Here is a 17,801-nt window from a genome sequence, read left to right as displayed (position 1 = left end):
GGAAAAGCAATGGATGTTCGAAGTGTTGAGCTGTTTTTACACTTAAGCCACAGCCTGCATTTTACGAAAACCAGTCAGGCGATGCATGTTAGCCCCTCTACCTTAAGTCGGGTGATCCAGCGGCTAGAGGAAGAGCTTGGCAGTCGTTTGTTTAGTCGTGATAAACGCAGCGTACATCTGACTCAGGCGGGAGTGCGATTTCGCAGTTTTGCCGAAAATTGGTTACAACAATGGCGACAACTGCAAATGGATTTATCTTTGCAATCTAGCGAATTGGCGGGGGAGTTAACCCTGTATTGTTCGGTGACCGCGAGTTATAGTCACCTGCCAGATATTTTGGATAAGTATCGTCTTACCTGCCCAAATGCCGATATTAAATTAGCCACCGGCGATGTGGCGTTGGCGGTGAGTAAGGTCGCCGATGGGGAAGTCGATATCGCGATTGCCGCCCGCCCCGAGCAATTACCGCTGAACATGGCTTTTGCCAGTATTAGTAAGGTGCCCCTGTCGATTATTGGCCCCACTGTTCCCTGTGCGGTTCGTAAACTATTAGAGCGAAATCCAATTCCTTGGGATCAAATTCCCTTTATTTTGCCAGAACATGGCCCAGCGCGTGCTCGGATTGATCATTGGTTTAAAGGGATGCGTATTCAACCTCATGTTTATGCCAAGGTGGCGGGTCACGAGGCTATTGTTAGCATGGTGGCGCTTGGCAGCGGTGTGGGGATCGCTCCGCAAGTGGTGGTGGATAACAGCCCAATGCGTGAGCGGATCCAAAGTATTCCGGTCGGGGTGGAGCTGGAGCCTTTCGATTTGGGGATCTGCATGTTATCAAGAAGGTTACATGAACCATTGCTGCAGCGATTCTGGCAAGTGGCAGCGCGAAATTAAGGAGTGAAGATTTATGACGCCGGCAGTACAGCAGCTTAAAAAAGCCAAACAGGATTATTTATTACTGGAATATAAAAGTGATCCTCAGCAGGGCAACTTTGGTCTAGATAGCGCCGAAAAACTGGGTTTGGCCGCAGAGCTAGTCTTTAAAACGTTGGTGGCCTGTGATGAACACGATCCCAAAAAAATGGTGGTGGCAGTGGTGCCAGTGACCGGCCAACTGGATTTAAAAGCACTGGCCAAGGCCGCAAAAATCAAAAAAATGCGGATGGCCGAGGTGCCCGTTGCTGAGCGTACCACTGGTTATGTTAAAGGGGGGATCAGCCCTTTTGGCCAAAAAAAACGTTTAGCGACATTTGTGGATGAGAGCGCTCAAGCCTTGCCTGCTATTGTGGTGAGTGGCGGTAAACGTGGTTTGTCTTTGCAGCTTAAGGCGGATGTGCTGCAGCGGGTGCTTGGTGCTCAGTTTGCTAAACTTAGTCATTAGTCGTTCATTATAGCGCTGGTTATGAGACTGACTGTGGGTTTGTTTTGTTGGTGTGGTTTTTCAGCGAGAGCTTCGATTTATCAACGGGCTAGCCAACAGCGGCATTTGTATTGGTCGAAAGCTTCGACTCAAGGCGCGCAAGCCGAGCGTTCATGCGCCGCACTGTAGGGTCTGCTGCTGCAGGGTGTTGTGGGTCGTATCTTTCAAATTGATGCTCGCTTAGCTCGGTCATACTAAAACCAGAGCCGCTTGAGCCCTTAGCAGAGCTTCTATACAATGAGTTCAACTTAAAGGAGAGAGAGATGATTAACCCAGCCAAAATCGAAGAGATCGCCAAACAAGTGAGTGAGATGGTGCCACCTGGCTTAAAGAATGTTGGTGATGAGTTTGAGCGCAAGGTGAAACAAGTGATTCAAGCCAAGTTGAACCAGCTGGATGTGGTGAATCGCGAAGATTTTGACGTGCAGACACAAGTCTTGTTGCGCACCCGAGAAAAATTGAGTGCCTTAGAGCAGAAAGTCGCTGATTTAGAAAAACGCTTAAACCAAGAGTCTTGAGTCGCTCCCTGTTTGATTGATAAAGCACAGCTTCGGCTGTGCTTTTTGATGTACTTTAGCTTTTAAATCGACTCACTAGATAGAGCAATAATACCGCGCCGACAGTTGCGGTAATCAGCGATGCCACAAGGCTGGCACTGTGAAAACCGAGTAAGCGAAAAATAAAACCGCCGAGCATTGAGCCGACGATACCTACCCCGATATTGCCAAGTAGGCCAAAGCTTTTTCCTTTGGTGATTTGTCCCGCTAACCAGCCTGCGGCTGCGCCAATTAGCAACCAGATCAAAATTCCCATCATGTCTTCCCCTGTATGCTTTACTCAAAGTCGTGCAACTGAACTGGAGGCGGCTGATGATTGCTGCATTCAGCCCCGAAAGCCTCATTTCAACTTAAGTTTACTGACAATCCTCAAAGATTGCTTGGTCTCGTTGTTTAAATACAAATTTTAATCCGCTGTTTACGCCATCAGTTGGCTGGTTTGGATGACTCTAACTAGCACTCACCTGAACTCCGCTTGCGTGGCGTCACTGGAGGTTATTGGCTAGGCTCTGATTCAACAAACATAAGTAAGCTGCCCACAGCGCTTGCCAGTTAATGGCCACTTCATTGCTGGCCCAAGAATCCTGATGGTCAATGTAGACCTGCATTGGTGCCATATTTTCTCGGGTGGCAGCCATCATATCGCCCTTCAGTTCGACCGAGTTTGCGCCACCAATGAGCAGGCCAACTGGCAGTGGTGAGGCTTTTGATACATAGGGGCGAAAGTGTGGGTGTTGCACATGATTGGGCGTGTCGCCGACCACAAATATTTTGCCGTGAGGGTTGAGACCAAAAAACCAGTGGCTCAGCTGCATCGCTGCTGCCTGCCATGCTGGTTTATCCAAAAGGTATCCACCGTATAGTAATTGGAAACCTGTGCTAGCGATAATGCCATTGGAGCCCCAATCGAATTGTTGTTGATGGCCAGCAAAGGCGATGCCATATGGATTGTTTTGTTGCAAGCTTAAAATATGTTCTAAATAGTGGCTCAGAGCTTGGTGGACACTTGGATATAAATCGTCGTTTTTCGGCGCAGCTTTTAAATACAGCAGCGCTGAGCGGCTGCGGTTATCTCGCCAGCTGGGGGAAGGATCACCTAAACGCGGTAACTCCAGTAAACTTACGAGGTATTGTTTGCTGTGATTGAGGTAGTGTACTTCGCCAGTCATCTGGTAGAGCGCAAGTGCCGCGAGTAGTCGCTCATCTCGGTCGTCCACATCATCGTAAGGACCTCCGTATTCGAATTGATGATAACGTTGTTTTATCATCTCCAATTGCGGATGGGCCTCTAGATAAGCCCATGCGCGCAAGGCAGCTTGGCGATATTGCAGGGCCTGTTGTTGATGCGTTAATTGGCGGGATTGAGCAAAACTGTTGGCGGCCATGGCAAACGCAGCTGCACTGTGAGCTGTTGCGGTCGTGGTGATTGGTAGTACGGTTTTAATTTGGTGATCCTGTTGTGGCGCTTGCGCCAATGGTGGCCATTGAGCCGATGCTGCTTTGTGATAAACCCCACCATTGTCGGCTTGCAGCTTGAGTAACAAGTTGAGTTCGCTGCTGAGCAGTGCCAGTAAGTCCGAACCTTGGTCGCTGGCAATTGGTGAAATGTTCACGGCAAAGGCGGCGGGTTGTAATTGCTCGGCCATCAATAGCGTCATCAGTGAATAGGCGGCATTGACCGAATATTTGCCATAGTCTCCCGCATCAAACCAGCCGCCGCGCACATCGAGCGTGCTCTCGCTATCCAGCCGTTTGGCTCGACTATCTTGGTGGTGGGTCCCCGAATAGGGGCCTAAATCACTGCTGTCAAAGTAATAAAAAGCGGCTAAAGCTTGGTCTCGATGGCGTTGTAGGCTGGAGAGATCAAGACCTTGTTTTAGGCTGATACGGGTGTTTGTCAGTTGAGGATGGATCGAGTCAATTTGTAGCGTCAGCGGCTTGCCTGTAAAGCGAGTATTGAGGTTTGCTAGATCCAAGCCTACGACTTTCATGCCCGAGCCCGGATCGCTCTGTGAAGGGATCGTGAGCATGAGTTCTTGTGGTTCGACGCCGACGGCATTAATGCTTACCGGCAGCTGGCTTTGTTCTATCCAGTCTGGCAATTCTATTAATACTGGGCTGGCAGTGTGTTTGAGATAACCATCGTGGTTGAAACGCACCTGGTAGGCCTGTGTCCGTTGGTCGGATTCGGGCCAAGAATAAATGATGAAATCACTTAATTCAGCTTGAAAGCGCTCGGCACCGGCCGTCATCATCGTCATGAATTTAATCTCTGTGCTGTCACTGGGCAACTCAAACCACAGTTCGCTGAGCCCCGCTGGAATAAACCCTTTGTTGTCTTCTTCAAGCACTTTATGCCATAGCGCCTTGCCATTGGCAGCCTTGGCGGGTTCTAGTTCTTTACCATCGACTTTTAGCTGTAGGATTTTTTGGCCCCATAAAGGCTTAAAGTCATCAACTAAATGCAACTTAAAATACAATAACTTTCGACCGTAGGGCAGGGTTTGAGAGATGCTAAGCTTAAATAGCTCTGCATCATTAAAAGCATGTTGTTGTTGATCTTGCAGTATAAAAGCGCGCTGATCTGCAGTCAGTCGAGCGCTGATTCGTTGCTTATTCCATTGGGCTTGAGGGGCTTGTTCAAAGCGCAAGGAGAGTGTGGTCGCACCTGTTAATGAGGGAGACATCATCGCCATAAGCTGAGGGCTGAATATAGCGAGCACGATACACAGCATTGCGGGTATTTTCATGTTCTCTCCTATTGCCAGATGGCAAGTTAAATGTTTGAGACTTGGGCATCAATATGAAAGCGCAAGCATAGTCTCAGTTGTTGCTGAGCAAAGTCTTCCAGTTGTTCGCTGGCTTGATGAAGCCGGGATACCACGGCATAGTTGTGCTGTGCCGACTGTGAGATCTGTTCCATGCTTCGTGAGACCTCGAGGCTGCTATTACGCTGTTGCCCGGTGGCAATACTTATTTCGTGATTGAGCCCCGCGAGGCAACTGACCGATTCACTGACTTGTTGTATATGCTGGCTAAGTCCCTGATAGTAAATTTGATTATCATCCATAGCCTGGGTGCAAGTTCGCATGTCTGATACCGCAGAATGGGCGACTTGTTGTAGTTGTTCGATCATTCCCTGGATCTGTTTGGTTGAGCTGGCGCTGCGTTGTGCAAGCTGTCGTACTTCGTCTGCCACGATCGCAAAGCCACGCCCTTGTTCACCGGCTCGAGCCGCTTCGATGGCGGCATTAAGTGCCAATAAGTTAGTTTGTTGAGTGATACCATCAATCACTTCAAGGATGCTGCCAATAACTTGGCTTTGTTCGGCGAGCTGTTCAATGTTTTTACCAGAGCGACTTAGGTGGCTGATTAACTGGTGATTACTATGGTTCGTCTGAGTGGTCAAATTGGCGCCTTGTTCGCTGAGCTGCTGGATCTGTTGCATGTTTTGACTGACATGCTCGGCGCGGCCAGCGACATCTTGGATTGCTTGTTCCATCTCGCTCATTGCAGAGGCCACGTTGAGGCACTCGTGACGCTGTTGGTTTAGTTGCTGTTGGATGTCGAGGCCATGGTGTTGGTTACTACTGGCGGCGCTCTCTAGCTGCTGGCTTTTCTGTTGTAGCTCGAGAACTACTTCGCGTTGTTGCTGGATCACTTGATTGATTTTTTTGCTGAGTAGACCAAATTCGTTGTTGGCTCGATAGTGGCATTGCTGTTGCAACTCGCCTTTGGCGAGAGCGCTCAAAGTGGCAAGCAATTGTTTTAAGGGTTGACGGATGGCGATAAATAGCAATAGTCCTAGGCTCAAACAAAAGCCTATCGCAATCGCGGAGGCGCTGACTTGCCCCTGTCTGAGTTGGCTCAGTTTACTGAGACTATTCACCAGTTGTTGGGCGGTTTGAGTTTGCCTGGCTTGTTGCCAGTCACTCAATTGTTGGCTCAAAATACGGCTTTGCTGTTGTAAGGCTAAGCGTTGTTGTTGCTGGTGAAAGTGAGACTGTAAGTAGGCTGAGTATTGGCTGACGATCCCTCGTTCGCCAGTTAATTCGCTGAGCAATAGCGGCAGCTGGCGAGAAATGTCTTGATGGCTTAAGCCTAAGCGAGTGATGAGCTCCGAAAAATCGGCTTCGACTAGGTCGAGTTTTGCTTTGGCTGAGCGAAGGGCTGTTTTTACTTGCGCCAGATCTTGGCCGTTGAGCGCTCGGGCAGCTTGAGCCTGCATCAAGGAAAGCGCGGTATCAACATTAGTGAGCAGCATCTTGGGGTAGTCTTTTTTTACCGAAGCGCGAAGTTGCCCTAGGGCTTGGTTAAGCTGAATACTTAATAGTTGATATTGCGCGCTGTGTTCGGCGAGTTGTTGTTGTTGCTTGAGTAAAGGGGCTTGAGCGCTTAGAACTTGGCTGGCACGGGTAAACCAAAGCTCACTTTGTTGCTGCAGTTGTGCGCTATTCGTGTCAGTACTGAGGGCGCTAAGCGCCTTAAGTTGCTCAAAATAAACCTGAGCCTGTCGCTGAATTTGCTTGTTCAAGGCTTCGAGTTCACCAGCTTGGTGGCTATTTTCTGCCTGGCTTATGGTTTGAGCGCTTTGGGTCAGGGCTTGGATCAATGCTTGGCTGCTCGCCAGCCTTGGCAGATCTCGCTGATTTAATTGTTTGAGGCTGTTTTCCAGCGGCATGCTTAACTGCCAAGAAAGTCCAGCCATAGCCAGTAAACATAAGCCCAAAATAGTAAAGCTTAGGCTCGTCAGTTGAATGATCGATAACGTTCTAAAAATTCTCATCTTTGCAATCCGTGTTTTAGGTGTAAGCGCTTACCTGCGGTTTGTTGTATTTTTGTTTTAACCCCCTTGTCTATTGGTATTTTTTGTTGGATCATTACAATAAATGTAAGTGCTTTCATTGTTTCGTTAGCTGGACACAATATATTGGATCGTCTAGGCTAAATATTGAACAGGGATCACATTTGCTATTTTTGGTTATGTAAGCGCTTGCATTTGCGCTTTTGATCACAAAAATAGCGTTTTTATCTGTGTATATTCGAAATAGGTGGTGTTTACGTTGTTTGGAGTAGTAGCGAATTCACCCATAATACCTAAAACAGAAAAGGATTTTTTTACCATGAAAATGAAAGCGCTTACATTATCTTTGATGTTAGTTTCACTCGGTTCAGTTGCTGGAACACCTAATTTTTCTGGCTATGGCCGTTATGCGCAAGAAGCATCGGGTGACGAAATGATTTATCTAAAAGGGGATTACGGCGAAATTAATGCCGCTGGCCGTTTAGGTAACGAAGGTAACTGGATGGAGTGGATGTTGACCCAAGACTTCGAAATGGATCAATCCAAATTTAACTTGAATGTGATGATCGGTACTCCGGGCCATGATGATTGGGGTAAGTTGTTTTACTTACAACAATTCTATGGTGGCGGTTCAGGCATTTTTCCTTCGCAACCCGATGCCTATGTATGGGCGGGTAAGCGATTTTATGGGCGTGAGCAAGGTGGTTTGAGTGATTACTACATGCTGAGTGCCGATGGCAGTGGCGCAGGTGTGGATAACTTGAATGTAGGGTTTGGTAAGCTCGACTTAGGTTGGACTCAGGCTGGAGACGGTGCAGGGGCTGCAAATACCACCCAAGGCACGGTCAACATGCTGATGTTGCACTTGCATGACATGAAAATTGGCAAGCAAGGTACTTTAAAATTTAGAGCCAACTATGCATTTGCCTTAGCCGATATTAAAGACAACTTAGAAAATGATACGGCAATGCAGTTGTTTGCGGCCTATCGACACACTTTTGGTGACAACTGGGTACAGTTGGCGGGTCGTTATGAAACCGATGGTGCAGCATTTACCACCGCTAACTCTTCGGGGACTAGCTGGGCGGGTTATGAGGATAAAACCGCACGTAGTTACGGCGCCTTTGTTGATGGTGCGATTACGCTTGGTGAAATGACAGCCATGGAATACAACGCCAACTATTTGAAGGTCGATTGTACTGAAACCGGTTGTTCTTTCGATGAGAAAGAAGAGTACGGGGTGGCGGTTCGTCCGCAACACCATTGGAACGATTATATGGCGACTGCTGTAGAAGCTGGTTTTCATAATACCAAGGAAGATTCGAATCAATCGGATGCTTGGAAGTTAACCTTGTCACAAAACTTCCAGATTGGTCACTTTATGTGGTCTCGTCCAGTCGTACGTTTTTATGTCGTTACCGGTGAGAAGAAAAATACGGGTAAAAATGCGGGTACCACCGATTTAACCAAGGTGGGAGCCATGGTTGAGGCTTGGTGGTAAACCCAGAGGGCAGTGTTTTGGGTGCTAGTTTGCTAGCACCCAAAACAGGGAGAAATAAAGTGAATAAACACTATAGTTTGTTACTGATAAGTGCATGTCTGGTTGCTTGTTCGAGCACTCAGGCGGTGGATGTCGAAGACCCTTTTCGTGGCTGGGGCTCACAATTTAGTGACCAAACCGAGTTGCGTAATCGTTTAGATGCGCAGCAACCGAGTGTGCAAATTGAACAATTATCTTATCGTTTACTATCGGCCGATCGCACCAACCGTGTGGATATAGGACTAAACTCATCGGTCGTTGAGTTTGCCGAAGGACGCTCCTATGTGGCGGCATTAGCACTCCCTGAGCATCTTGAGCAAGTTGAAGTTGAAGTTGATAGTCTGATTACCAACATGGTGTTTGTCCCAACGATTGCAGTATATGACAAACAGCTACAACCCTTAGCTAAGTTTAATCAAACGACACTCAGCGCCGAGGGTTTCTTAACCATTAAACAACAATTTAGTCCTACTTTAGCGAGAAAGGCCCGCTATATATTGGTTTATACCGCCCACGAGCAGTTATTTGGTAAGACCGAACTCATTGATCCCAAAGTGGCCTATGAACTCAAAATGGGCATCGATCGCCCCGCTGCGCGTAAGGTGTATGCGAAACACTCACCAATTGGTCAGATCAATATACGGCTGAATAAAGTGCAATTTGGGTCACAATTTAAGGCGACGACTTCGAATAGTGCGGGTGCTACGGTACTTGCAACTGCAGCCGCTACATCGTTGGTCGAACCAAGCAAGGTTCAAGCCGTTACGGTTTTACAACCGGCCACGGAGCAGTTTTACCAGCAACAAATTCGGCTAGCGATAGCCGAGGGTAATATTGAGCAAGCGTTACTGTTTCTTAAAGAGGCAGAAGCTGCAGGTTCAGATACTGCCCAACATACCTTCACCGAAGCAATCAAGGAGAAAATACCCTAGTTCATCGTGTAATCCTTAAATTCTTTATTCCTTGTCGTATTGGCATACGGCTCCTAAGGAGCCGTTTTTTTTTGCCACCAAAATGTGTGCGTAGCTCGGTCATGGAAGCACCGAGAGTGGGGGGAATTAAGGTTTTTGAAGGTTGTTAAATTTAATGGTCAGTGAATAGATTTTATTTCTTGTACAAGGAGTTACTAATGTGCCCAACAGTTGTTGATGTGATTAAAATGAGGGCTGCTTATGAAGATTGAACAGTATTTAGCGGCTTCTTCGCTCCGTGGCAGTGTTGCCGAGCTGATGGCCCCGGGTTTGGCTTCGGAGTTTGTTCAGCCTTGGTATCAACCCTTGCCAACTACCCCCTTAACGACAGGGATGGCGATGGGCGGAATTGGCAATACTTATAGTTTGTCGATCAGTGGTTGTAGTCCTGTGTTCAATTTTTTGCCAGGGATCCAAGTGCGCGCTGAACGTAACGACAGTTTGCGGATGGCAGATTTTTATTTTAGTGAGCAGGATGAGTTACGGGTTGGCGAGCTTCGTATTATTGAGCCTGCCGACTTTATTCAACAAATTTCTTTGTATCCCTTGCTCGATGATCAAGGGCAAGAGTTATTTAGTCCCGATCAAAGTCAAGCGCAATGGTTAGCTGGTTTACAGCGTTTGCTCGATGAACCTCAACTATATGCTTGGAATAAGCAACGATTGGCGGATTGGAAAATTCATTTAGATCGAAACTTAAAGCTGGCGCTGAGTACTGGGCAAGTGGATCGTCGTGCCAATTGCCAGTTACTCCTTAAGTATTTTGGTGGCTGTGTTCAAGAACAGTGTTTTCAGCGCTCGCTGATCGCCGATTGTGAGGCCGATAGTTACCTTAAGCAACCGGCTTGGCCTGCAGAGCAGATTCAATATCAAGGTTTATACCCGGTGGCGCAGAGCGACTATTCGGGGGCGGTGTTACAGCTGAGCAAGACCCATTACAGCTTTATTGAAGCAGATAATGAAGCTTTGTGCCGTCTGCCGGTCTCGCTTACTCAATTTTGCGTTCATAATCCGAGCCAGCGAACTCAGCGCTTTAATCTGGTTCAGGTTCAGGAAAATCTAATTGGTTTTCAGGTCACTAAGGAGCGAGTTGGGAGTCAGGACGCGTCGTTTATGTTGGTTCGTCAAGCCAGGCAGCAGCAGGGAGAACTCTTTAGTGAGCGTTGTGAGCAAGGGCAGCGAATATCGCTATTAATGAGTGGAGAGTCTTACCAAGATTGTTTGGGCGAGATGGCGCTCTCGCTACAAGCGCCAGCGCAGTGTCAGTTGAGTGCCAATCATTGTTTTTACACCGCCCATGCCGATAAGGTGGTGGCTCAGGCTTTAGCTGGCGGCGGCTTGAGTGGTCAAAGCAAACGCGGGATCTATAGCGGTCGCGAACTCTGCTCTTCGGCCTTGCAGTTGACGGCTACGCTCGCCCCCGGCGAAACGCTGCAATTCTGTTTTATGACCGTATTAGATTTACCGCAAGTTGAAATGAATGGCTTAAGTAGTGAGAAGGCTTATGTGCGTCAGTTTCCACAAGCGAAACAGCGTGCCCTGGCGATTGCGCGCTTTGCCTGGTCGAAGCAGCAAGACTATTTGCAACAGGCCTTTGCCGGGCTTTGGAAGCGCGCTCAGTTTAGTCAGCAGGAAGATCCTCAATTACGCCAACAGTTGACAACAATGGCTTTGAATAGCTTATCTTTTCTAGCCGAGGCGACGGTTTGGGATAAGCAGGACCGCTTTTTGATCCGTGAATGTGTTGATTACCCGTTCTTCAATTCCTTAGATGTGTACTTTTACGGTTCGTTTAGTCTATTGAGCTTGTTACCTCGGCTCGATGGTGAGGTGATGCGGCGTTTTGCCGACGCAGTATTGGCTGACGATTTTCGGCAACGACGCCATCATATCTATACCGAAGAACCCTATGCCGAACTCAGTCATCCGAAATATCAGGCTGAACGCGCGATTAGAGGGGCGGTTTGTCACGATTTAGGGAGTCCCTTCGATTGTCGTCCCGATGCCTATGATTGGCATAACGTGAAGGAATGGAAGGATCTGGCTCCAAAATTTGTGTTGATGGTATTGCGTCATGTGAGCTTATTTGACGATCCAACATTGCTTGAAGATTGTTGGCCAGCGGTGCAGCAGGCGATGAATTATCTAGAGAAAATGATCGAACCGGGTCAGCAATTTCCGTTGACCAATGGGACCGATGATACCTTCGATAATTTGCGCTCACATGGCATTTCTTGTTATAGCGGTTCGTTGTGGCTGGCCGGTTTACAGGCTTGTGCCAGCTTAGCGAAGTTACGCGGTGCGGAATTGTTGGCCGAACAGTATCGGCAGCGTTTAGCGGTGGCTAAGCAGCAGTTTGACGATAGTCTATGGGACGAACAACAGGGTTATTACCTGTTCTATGTGACTCCTTTGCGTGCTAGTCAGGTGGATCGACAACAACTACCACAATTGGCTGAGCATTTTTCCTTACTCAGCCAGCAAGCTTATCAACAGACTAGCTTGAGTGAATTAGTCGTCGCGATTAATCACTGGTTGAACCAACCGTTATTGTTCCCATCATTGACCGAGGACCAGCAAGCCTTGTGGCAGCAGCACTGGAATTGTCCATGGCCAGAGCAGGCAGGAAAATTGGCGCAACGGCGGCTGAAAAAACTATTGCTGTTAAATGGCGGTGGTGATTGGTGCCTGCAGGGCGAGCAATGGCTGGTGTTGGATAGCGATGATATTTTTGCCGATCAACTTTTAGCCGATAGCTACCTGCGTTGGTTGGGGCAAGAGGCTTTATTTGAGCAGGCGCGTTGCCAGCGGGTATTGCAGCACGTTTATCAATACAACTATCGGCTCAACAGCCCGCGAGTGGGAGCGGCAAATTTGGTCAAGCACAATGGTGCGCCAAAGGCCTGGGATAATTTTCAAGCTCACGATGTGTGGATTGGCGTGCAGTATTCGCTTGCTTTGGCGATGCAGCAGCATCACCAGCCGCAATCCGAAGAACTGCTTGCGTCGGTATATCGGCTGCTATATCAAAGCGCACAGATCCCCTTCGCGGCACCAGAGGGCTTTAACGCCACGGTGCGTTTGCAAGCCCAAGACTTGCCCACATGGTTGAGTGCATCTGAGCGAGATGACTTACTCGCAGCCTTAAAGCAGCATGGTTTGCTGCAAGCCGATGGTCGAGTTGCCGGAGACTTAAGCGAAGACTTTGGCCAATTTAGCCAAGATTACGCCAGTTTATTCGCGGAGTGGTTGTTAGATTGCGGCGAAATTTTTCGCCTATTGCATGCGACCGCCTTGAAATATACCGCCGGTCGTTACCTGCGACCGGGGATGATTTTTGCCCTTGCCGACCAGCACCAAGGCTGAGCGATGCAGTATTTATCGAATTTTTTTTGAATTAAAGGTTAGTGATTATGAAGTATGGATATTTTGATGACCAGCATAAGGAATATGTGGTCACCACGCCAAAAACGCCGATCAAGTGGATTAACTATGTGGGGACACTTGATTTTGGTGGCATCGTCGATTGTTCGGGCGGCGCCTTGTTATGTAGTGAAGATCCGGCCTTAAATCGGATCACCAAGTATATCGCTCAGCAGCCAGCTTCTGAATTTAAAGGTAGTACGCTGTATGTTCGGATCCGTAAAGATGGTGAATACTTGCTGTTTTCACCTTTCTATACACCAACCCTGAACGAGTTAGATCGTTACGAATGCCGAGTGGGTTTGTCTTACACCCGTTGGCTAGCAGAAGCACACGGTGTGAGAGTGGAAGTGTGCTATTTTGTGCCACCCGGCAGTAAGGTGATGTTGCAGGATATTCGGTTGACTAACATTGGTGGTGAAGCGCTGGAAATTGATTTGATCCCCGCCTTCGAATTTAGTCATTTCGATGCCTTAAAACAGCTCACCAATGCAGATTGGGTACCGCAAACCATGCAGCTAAAAGCCCATCAACAGGCGGGCGGACAGGTGGTATTGGAGCAGTATGCTTACATGAAACGTGATAGTTGTGTGAATTATGTAACGGCGAACCGCCCGGTGGATTCTTGGGAAGGCGATCGGCGGGCCTTTCTTGGCGACAATGAATACGGCAGTTGGGCCAATCCCGGAGCTCTACTTGCACCGCAATTGAGCAACTCAGAATGTGTGCGTGGCGATACCATGGCTGCCTTGATGATCAAATTAGGCAGTTTGGCGTCGGGGCAGAGTGAGCAAAGCATTGTTCAAATTGGTCAAGCGGCTTCGCTAGAGGACGCGTGTACGAGCATCGAACGTTATCGAGATACCGAAAGCGTGGCTGAGGCTTTTTCTGGCTTAGCTGAATTTTGGCAAGACTATTTGTCAGTGATGCAGGTAGATACACCCGATACTTCACTCAACAGCATGCTTAATATTCATAACCCTCGGCAATGCCATACCACCAAGAACTGGTCGCGTTATCTGTCGCTATATCAATTAGGGTACGGTGCTCGAGGCATTGGTTTTCGAGACTCTTCACAGGATCTACTGGGGGTGATGAGCCATATGCCGGAGCAAGCGAAACCATTTATGGAGCGTTTGTTATCGGTGCAAAAGCCTGATGGCTCGGCGATGCATCAATATTTTCCGATGACCATGGAAGCCACCGAAGGCGATTCTCGAGAAGAGTTGGATCGCGCCAGCTATTATGGTGATGATCATCTATGGATCATCTTAACGGTGGTGCAATACCTGAAAGAAACCGGTAATTTGGAGTTTTTGCAGCAGCCGGTGAGCTTCTATCAAACGGGGATTGCGGAAGCAGAGCGAGAGCAGGCGACGGTATTAGAGCACTTACTGAGAGGGATTGAGTTTACTCGCAGTAACATCGGTGCCCATGGTTTGCCGTTGCTGGGTTTTGCGGACTGGAATGATACGGTGAATCTACCGCTAGGCGCTGAGTCCTTGTTTGTGGCAAACCTTTATGGCAAAGCGATTATTGAACTAAAAGAAGTGCTTAGCTTCTGTGGTGAGCAAGACTTAGTGACTCGTTTAGATAATTATTATCAACAGATGCAGTCTCAGGTGAATCAACATGCTTGGGACGGTGAGTGGTGGTTGCGCTATTTTGATGAGCAGACTCAAGCCTTAGGATCGACCCAAAACCAGCAGGGGAAGATTTATGCCAATGCTCAATCTTGGCCGGTGATCTCTGAGTTTGCCGATGTGTCGCGAGCAACCATGGGGCTTGATGCTGTTAAGCGTTTACTGAATACCGAACGCGGCATTAAATTATCTTGGCCGGGTTATACTGGCTACGACGAAAAGCTGGGAGGGGTCTCTACTTATCCCCCTGGCGCGAAAGAAAATGGTGGTATTTTCTTGCACTCTAACCCTTGGGTGGTGATTGCTGAAACCAAGCTTGGCCGCGCCGATCAGGCTTACCAGTATTATCGTCAGATTAATCCGGCTTCACGAAATGATGATTTGGATTGTTTTCAATCGGAGCCCTATTGCTATCCACAAAATGTGTTAGGTGATGAACATCCACAGTTTGGTCTGGCGCGTAATGCTTGGTTATCGGGCACCGCTAGCTGGATGTATGTTGCTGCAACCCAGTATATTTTAGGGATCCGTCCGGAAATGACTGGTTTGCGGATCCAGCCTTGTATTCCGGACGCGTGGCCGGGCTTTAAAGTGGTGCGTAAGTATCGCGGTGCGAGTTATCACATCGAAGTGCTTCGCTCCGCTTTGACCACGAGTCAACTCTATTTGGAAGGGGAAGCGATTGTTGGAGATTTGATCCCAGAGCAGGCACCAGGGGTTTATCAAGTTCGCTTGGAACTTGCTCGATAAATCAGCGGTAATACGCGTGGTAAACAGTAATGCGCTTAACCCGCGTATTGCTGCACCGCCACGGATTTAAGGCGAGGAATACTGGGCTTGCGAGCGATTGAAGTCGCGCACACTTAGGATATTAATGTTAAATATGTGATTTGACATTATGTTTTTTAATTTATTGAATATAAACTAGTTTTTTTGTTTCATAATTTCATTGTTGTTTCATTGAGTGTAAGTTATGCGTCTGTTCACAGTTCTACCAGTCATATTTTGCAAAGAATTGACAATTGTTGGCTGGCGAAGCACTATTTAGGAAAGCGCTTACATTAACCCTGAATAGGGTTTTTTAATCAAATTGAATGTAAGCGCTTACATAGGGAGTGATTGATGGCCACCATCAGAGAAGTATCAGAATTGGCAAATGTATCTCAAGCCACCGTGTCGCGAGTCATTAATGGCAATAAGAAAGTGTCAGAAACGACTCGTGTTCGGGTGGAAGCTGCGATGCGTGATTTGGGCTATCGTCCCAATAGTTTTGCCCAAGCCCTTGCCTCAAGTCGTTCAACCAGCATTGGTATGGTTGTAAGTAGTTTATCAGGCCCATTCTTTGGGCCAATCATGCATGAAGTCGAACAAGAACTGCGTGCCAACGGCCACCATTTAGTGGCGACCAGCGGTGATGATATTGAGGAGCGCGAGCGCGAGGCGATTGGTTTTTTGCTATCGCGACAGGTTGATGCCCTCATTCTGCATGTGACGATGATCGGCGACGATGAATTGATCGAAATTTCCAAACAGGGTCGGCCGCTGGTATTGATCAACCGGTTTGTGCCTGAGTTGGCGAACAGCTGCATTTTTCTCGATAACGAATTGGGTGGTTACTTAGCCACCAAACATTTATTAGACCTTGGACACCGCTCTGTCGCTTGTATTTGCGGACCAATGAATAAGCAAGATAGTCGTGATCGGGTGCAAGGCTATCGGATTGCGCTGGCAGAGCAGAAGGTGGCTTTTGATCCCAATCTGGTGGCTGAGGGCAGTTATGACGAAGACGGGGGCCTTGCTCCCGCTAGAAAATTAATCCAACGTGATGTGAATTTTACCGCGGTTTTTTGTGGAAATGACAACATTGCCTTGGGCGTTTATGACGTATTAGCAGAACAGCGTAAGCAGGTAGGCAAAGATGTCTCGGTGGTCGGCTACGATGATGTTCTGTTATCTCGTTATTTAAGGCCAAAACTAACGACTGTCCACTTTCCCGTAGTGGAAATGGGGAAAGCGGCAGCACGTTTAGTTTTGAAAAAGATCTCCGGAAAAGGCGACATGGAAGCAATTGAGTTGACTCCCGAATTAGTGGTTCGAGAATCGACCGCCCAGCCTCTTTCAACGGAGTGATAAATCACAAAAGGAAATTGAAAGATGACAAAGAAAAAACTGCTAGTCTCTGCTTTGTTTGGACTCGGTTTGGCATGCACGGCTAATGCGGCTCAAACTGAAATCCGCTTCGACGGTTTTCCAGATTTCGATAGTAGCTTAAAACAAATATTGCCAAAGTTCTATCAAGAAAATCCGGATCTGAAAGTTGATTATGTGATGAACAACTGGGGAGACCATCACAATAAGTTAACCACCAATCTCGCAACTGGCTCGGGTGCTGGTGATGTGGTGGTGGTCGATGTGGGTCGGATTGGCGCCTTCGTAAACAAGGGCGGGTTTGTAAACCTCTCTGAAAAATATGATGTCGACAGTTTAGCTGACCAATACGCACCTTATGCGTGGACTCAGGGTCAGGGCGTGGACGGAGCACAATATGGTATACCGGTGGATTTGGGCCCAGGGGTATTGTATTACCGTCGTGATGTAGCTGATTCTGTGGGTGCCGATATCAATAAGGTGATCCACGATTGGGATAGTTACATTGAATACGGTAAGAAGTTAAAACCGAAAGGTGTTTACTTGATTGCGTCGGCTGCCGATGTTGCTGAAGCGATTATTTACACCACGGTTGAAGATGGTAATGGGCTTTACTTTGATGCCCAGGGTAAATCCTTACTGCAATCACCTCGCTTTGTAAAAGCCTTTGAAACTGCGAAAAAAATTCGTGATCTAGGTCTGGATGCCAAAATTACTGCTTGGAGTAACGAGTGGTATGAAGGCTTTAAACAAGGCACCTTGGCGACCCAACTTTCTGGGGCTTGGTTGCTTGGCCACTTAAAAAATTGGATGGCACCAGATACCGCTGGTAAATGGGGCGTGTCGAATCTGCCTGATGGCATCTACGGTAGCTGGGGTGGTTCATTCTTAGTGATCCCCAAACAAAGTAACAAGCAGGATCAAGCTTGGACATTGATTAAGTATATGGCGACTCGTCCTGATGTGGAGCTAGAGGCCTTTAAAACGATTGCTGCCTTCCCTTCATTAGTTGCGACTTACGACGACCCCATGTTTGACGAAAAAATCGACTTCCTCAATGGACAAAAAGCTCGTTTGTTGTTCGCTGAAGTGGCTAAAAACGTGAAACCCGTTAAGCCAGCGAAGGGCGATCAAGTGGCTCGCTCAATCATCTTAGATGCCGCTCTAGGCGAAGTTTTGGATGAAGGTAAAGACGTGAAGACGGCACTTGCCGAAGCTGATCGTATTCTGCAACGTCGCTTAAAAGCAATGTAAGTCTATCTGGCCTGGAGCTACTCCAGGCCAAGCTGTTAGGGATA

General features: G+C 47.9%; 12 protein-coding genes. 9 read left to right on the top strand and 3 right to left on the bottom strand.

Annotated elements, in window-relative coordinates; all coding sequences use genetic code 11:
- The first annotated feature begins 9 nt into the window (after nt 1-9).
- The 3 genes from ilvY (at nt 10) to ubiK (ending at nt 1,935) form a co-directional block, all read left to right on the top strand.
- Nucleotides 10-891 (top strand): HTH-type transcriptional activator IlvY, encoded by an 882-nt coding sequence (ilvY, locus tag ACRRS1_RS20745; RefSeq protein ID WP_432455617.1) that lies wholly within the window; start codon nt 10-12, stop codon nt 889-891.
- Nucleotides 892-904: 13 nt separating this feature from the next.
- On the top strand, nt 905-1,378 hold the full coding sequence (gene ybaK / locus ACRRS1_RS20740; protein WP_432460347.1) for a Cys-tRNA(Pro) deacylase: 474 nt from the start codon (nt 905-907) through the stop codon (nt 1,376-1,378).
- 302 nt (nt 1,379-1,680) lie between these two features.
- The gene (gene ubiK, locus ACRRS1_RS20735; RefSeq protein WP_432468821.1) at nt 1,681-1,935 is read left to right on the top strand and encodes a ubiquinone biosynthesis accessory factor UbiK; all 255 of its coding nucleotides are present in this window, start codon (nt 1,681-1,683) and stop codon (nt 1,933-1,935) included.
- Nucleotides 1,936-1,990: 55 nt separating this feature from the next.
- On the opposite strand, the gene ACRRS1_RS20730 is transcribed toward ubiK, so the two are convergent.
- The 3 genes from ACRRS1_RS20730 to ACRRS1_RS20720 form a co-directional block, all read right to left on the bottom strand.
- Entirely contained in the window at nt 1,991-2,233 is a 243-nt protein-coding gene (locus tag ACRRS1_RS20730) for a GlsB/YeaQ/YmgE family stress response membrane protein (protein WP_432455621.1), read from the bottom strand.
- 226 nt (nt 2,234-2,459) lie between these two features.
- On the bottom strand, nt 2,460-4,724 hold the full coding sequence (locus ACRRS1_RS20725) for a glycoside hydrolase family 9 protein (RefSeq protein ID WP_432468822.1): 2,265 nt from the start codon (nt 4,722-4,724) through the stop codon (nt 2,460-2,462).
- A 26-nt stretch (nt 4,725-4,750) separates the two neighbouring features.
- Complete coding sequence (locus ACRRS1_RS20720; RefSeq protein WP_432468823.1) at nt 4,751-6,760, bottom strand: methyl-accepting chemotaxis protein; 2,010 nt, start codon at nt 6,758-6,760, stop codon at nt 4,751-4,753.
- A 337-nt stretch (nt 6,761-7,097) separates the two neighbouring features.
- On the opposite strand from ACRRS1_RS20720, the gene ACRRS1_RS20715 reads away from it, so the two are divergent.
- The 6 genes from ACRRS1_RS20715 (at nt 7,098) to ACRRS1_RS20690 (ending at nt 17,757) form a co-directional block, all read left to right on the top strand.
- Nucleotides 7,098-8,279 (top strand): carbohydrate porin, encoded by a 1,182-nt coding sequence (locus ACRRS1_RS20715; protein ID WP_432468824.1) that lies wholly within the window; start codon nt 7,098-7,100, stop codon nt 8,277-8,279.
- Between the two features lie 59 nt (nt 8,280-8,338).
- Nucleotides 8,339-9,250 (top strand): MalM family protein, encoded by a 912-nt coding sequence (locus ACRRS1_RS20710; RefSeq protein WP_432468825.1) that lies wholly within the window; start codon nt 8,339-8,341, stop codon nt 9,248-9,250.
- A gap of 240 nt (nt 9,251-9,490) precedes the next feature.
- Nucleotides 9,491-12,655 (top strand): GH116 family glycosyl hydrolase, encoded by a 3,165-nt coding sequence (locus ACRRS1_RS20705; RefSeq protein WP_432468826.1) that lies wholly within the window; start codon nt 9,491-9,493, stop codon nt 12,653-12,655.
- Between the two features lie 47 nt (nt 12,656-12,702).
- Entirely contained in the window at nt 12,703-15,105 is a 2,403-nt protein-coding gene (locus tag ACRRS1_RS20700; RefSeq protein ID WP_432460342.1) for a GH36-type glycosyl hydrolase domain-containing protein, read from the top strand.
- A 372-nt stretch (nt 15,106-15,477) separates the two neighbouring features.
- Nucleotides 15,478-16,485 carry a LacI family DNA-binding transcriptional regulator gene (locus tag ACRRS1_RS20695; RefSeq protein WP_432455628.1) on the top strand — a complete coding sequence of 336 codons (1,008 nt, stop codon included), beginning with the start codon at nt 15,478-15,480 and terminating at the stop codon, nt 16,483-16,485.
- Nucleotides 16,486-16,509: 24 nt separating this feature from the next.
- Entirely contained in the window at nt 16,510-17,757 is a 1,248-nt protein-coding gene (locus ACRRS1_RS20690) for an extracellular solute-binding protein (RefSeq protein ID WP_432455629.1), read from the top strand.
- The last annotated feature ends 44 nt before the right edge of the window (nt 17,758-17,801 follow it).

The organism is Agarivorans sp. Z349TD_8, assembly GCF_050870825.2.
Lineage (GTDB): Bacteria > Pseudomonadota > Gammaproteobacteria > Enterobacterales > Celerinatantimonadaceae > Agarivorans.
Note: the sequence above shows the minus strand (reverse complement) of the source record. Positions and strands in the feature narration are given on the sequence as shown.

What these genes read in the sequence shown, in the direction of transcription:
- ilvY (WP_432455617.1), top strand. Translation starts at nt 10, where the DNA reads ATGGATGTTCGAAGTGTTGAGCTGTTTTTACACTTAAGCCACAGCCTG.
- ybaK (WP_432460347.1), top strand. Translation starts at nt 905, where the DNA reads ATGACGCCGGCAGTACAGCAGCTTAAAAAAGCCAAACAGGATTATTTA.
- ubiK (WP_432468821.1), top strand. Translation starts at nt 1,681, where the DNA reads ATGATTAACCCAGCCAAAATCGAAGAGATCGCCAAACAAGTGAGTGAG.
- ACRRS1_RS20730 (WP_432455621.1), bottom strand. Translation starts at nt 2,233, where the DNA reads ATGATGGGAATTTTGATCTGGTTGCTAATTGGCGCAGCCGCAGGCTGG.
- ACRRS1_RS20725 (WP_432468822.1), bottom strand. Translation starts at nt 4,724, where the DNA reads ATGAAAATACCCGCAATGCTGTGTATCGTGCTCGCTATATTCAGCCCT.
- ACRRS1_RS20720 (WP_432468823.1), bottom strand. Translation starts at nt 6,760, where the DNA reads ATGAGAATTTTTAGAACGTTATCGATCATTCAACTGACGAGCCTAAGC.
- ACRRS1_RS20715 (WP_432468824.1), top strand. Translation starts at nt 7,098, where the DNA reads ATGAAAATGAAAGCGCTTACATTATCTTTGATGTTAGTTTCACTCGGT.
- ACRRS1_RS20705 (WP_432468826.1), top strand. Translation starts at nt 9,491, where the DNA reads ATGAAGATTGAACAGTATTTAGCGGCTTCTTCGCTCCGTGGCAGTGTT.
- ACRRS1_RS20700 (WP_432460342.1), top strand. Translation starts at nt 12,703, where the DNA reads ATGAAGTATGGATATTTTGATGACCAGCATAAGGAATATGTGGTCACC.
- ACRRS1_RS20695 (WP_432455628.1), top strand. Translation starts at nt 15,478, where the DNA reads ATGGCCACCATCAGAGAAGTATCAGAATTGGCAAATGTATCTCAAGCC.
- ACRRS1_RS20690 (WP_432455629.1), top strand. Translation starts at nt 16,510, where the DNA reads ATGACAAAGAAAAAACTGCTAGTCTCTGCTTTGTTTGGACTCGGTTTG.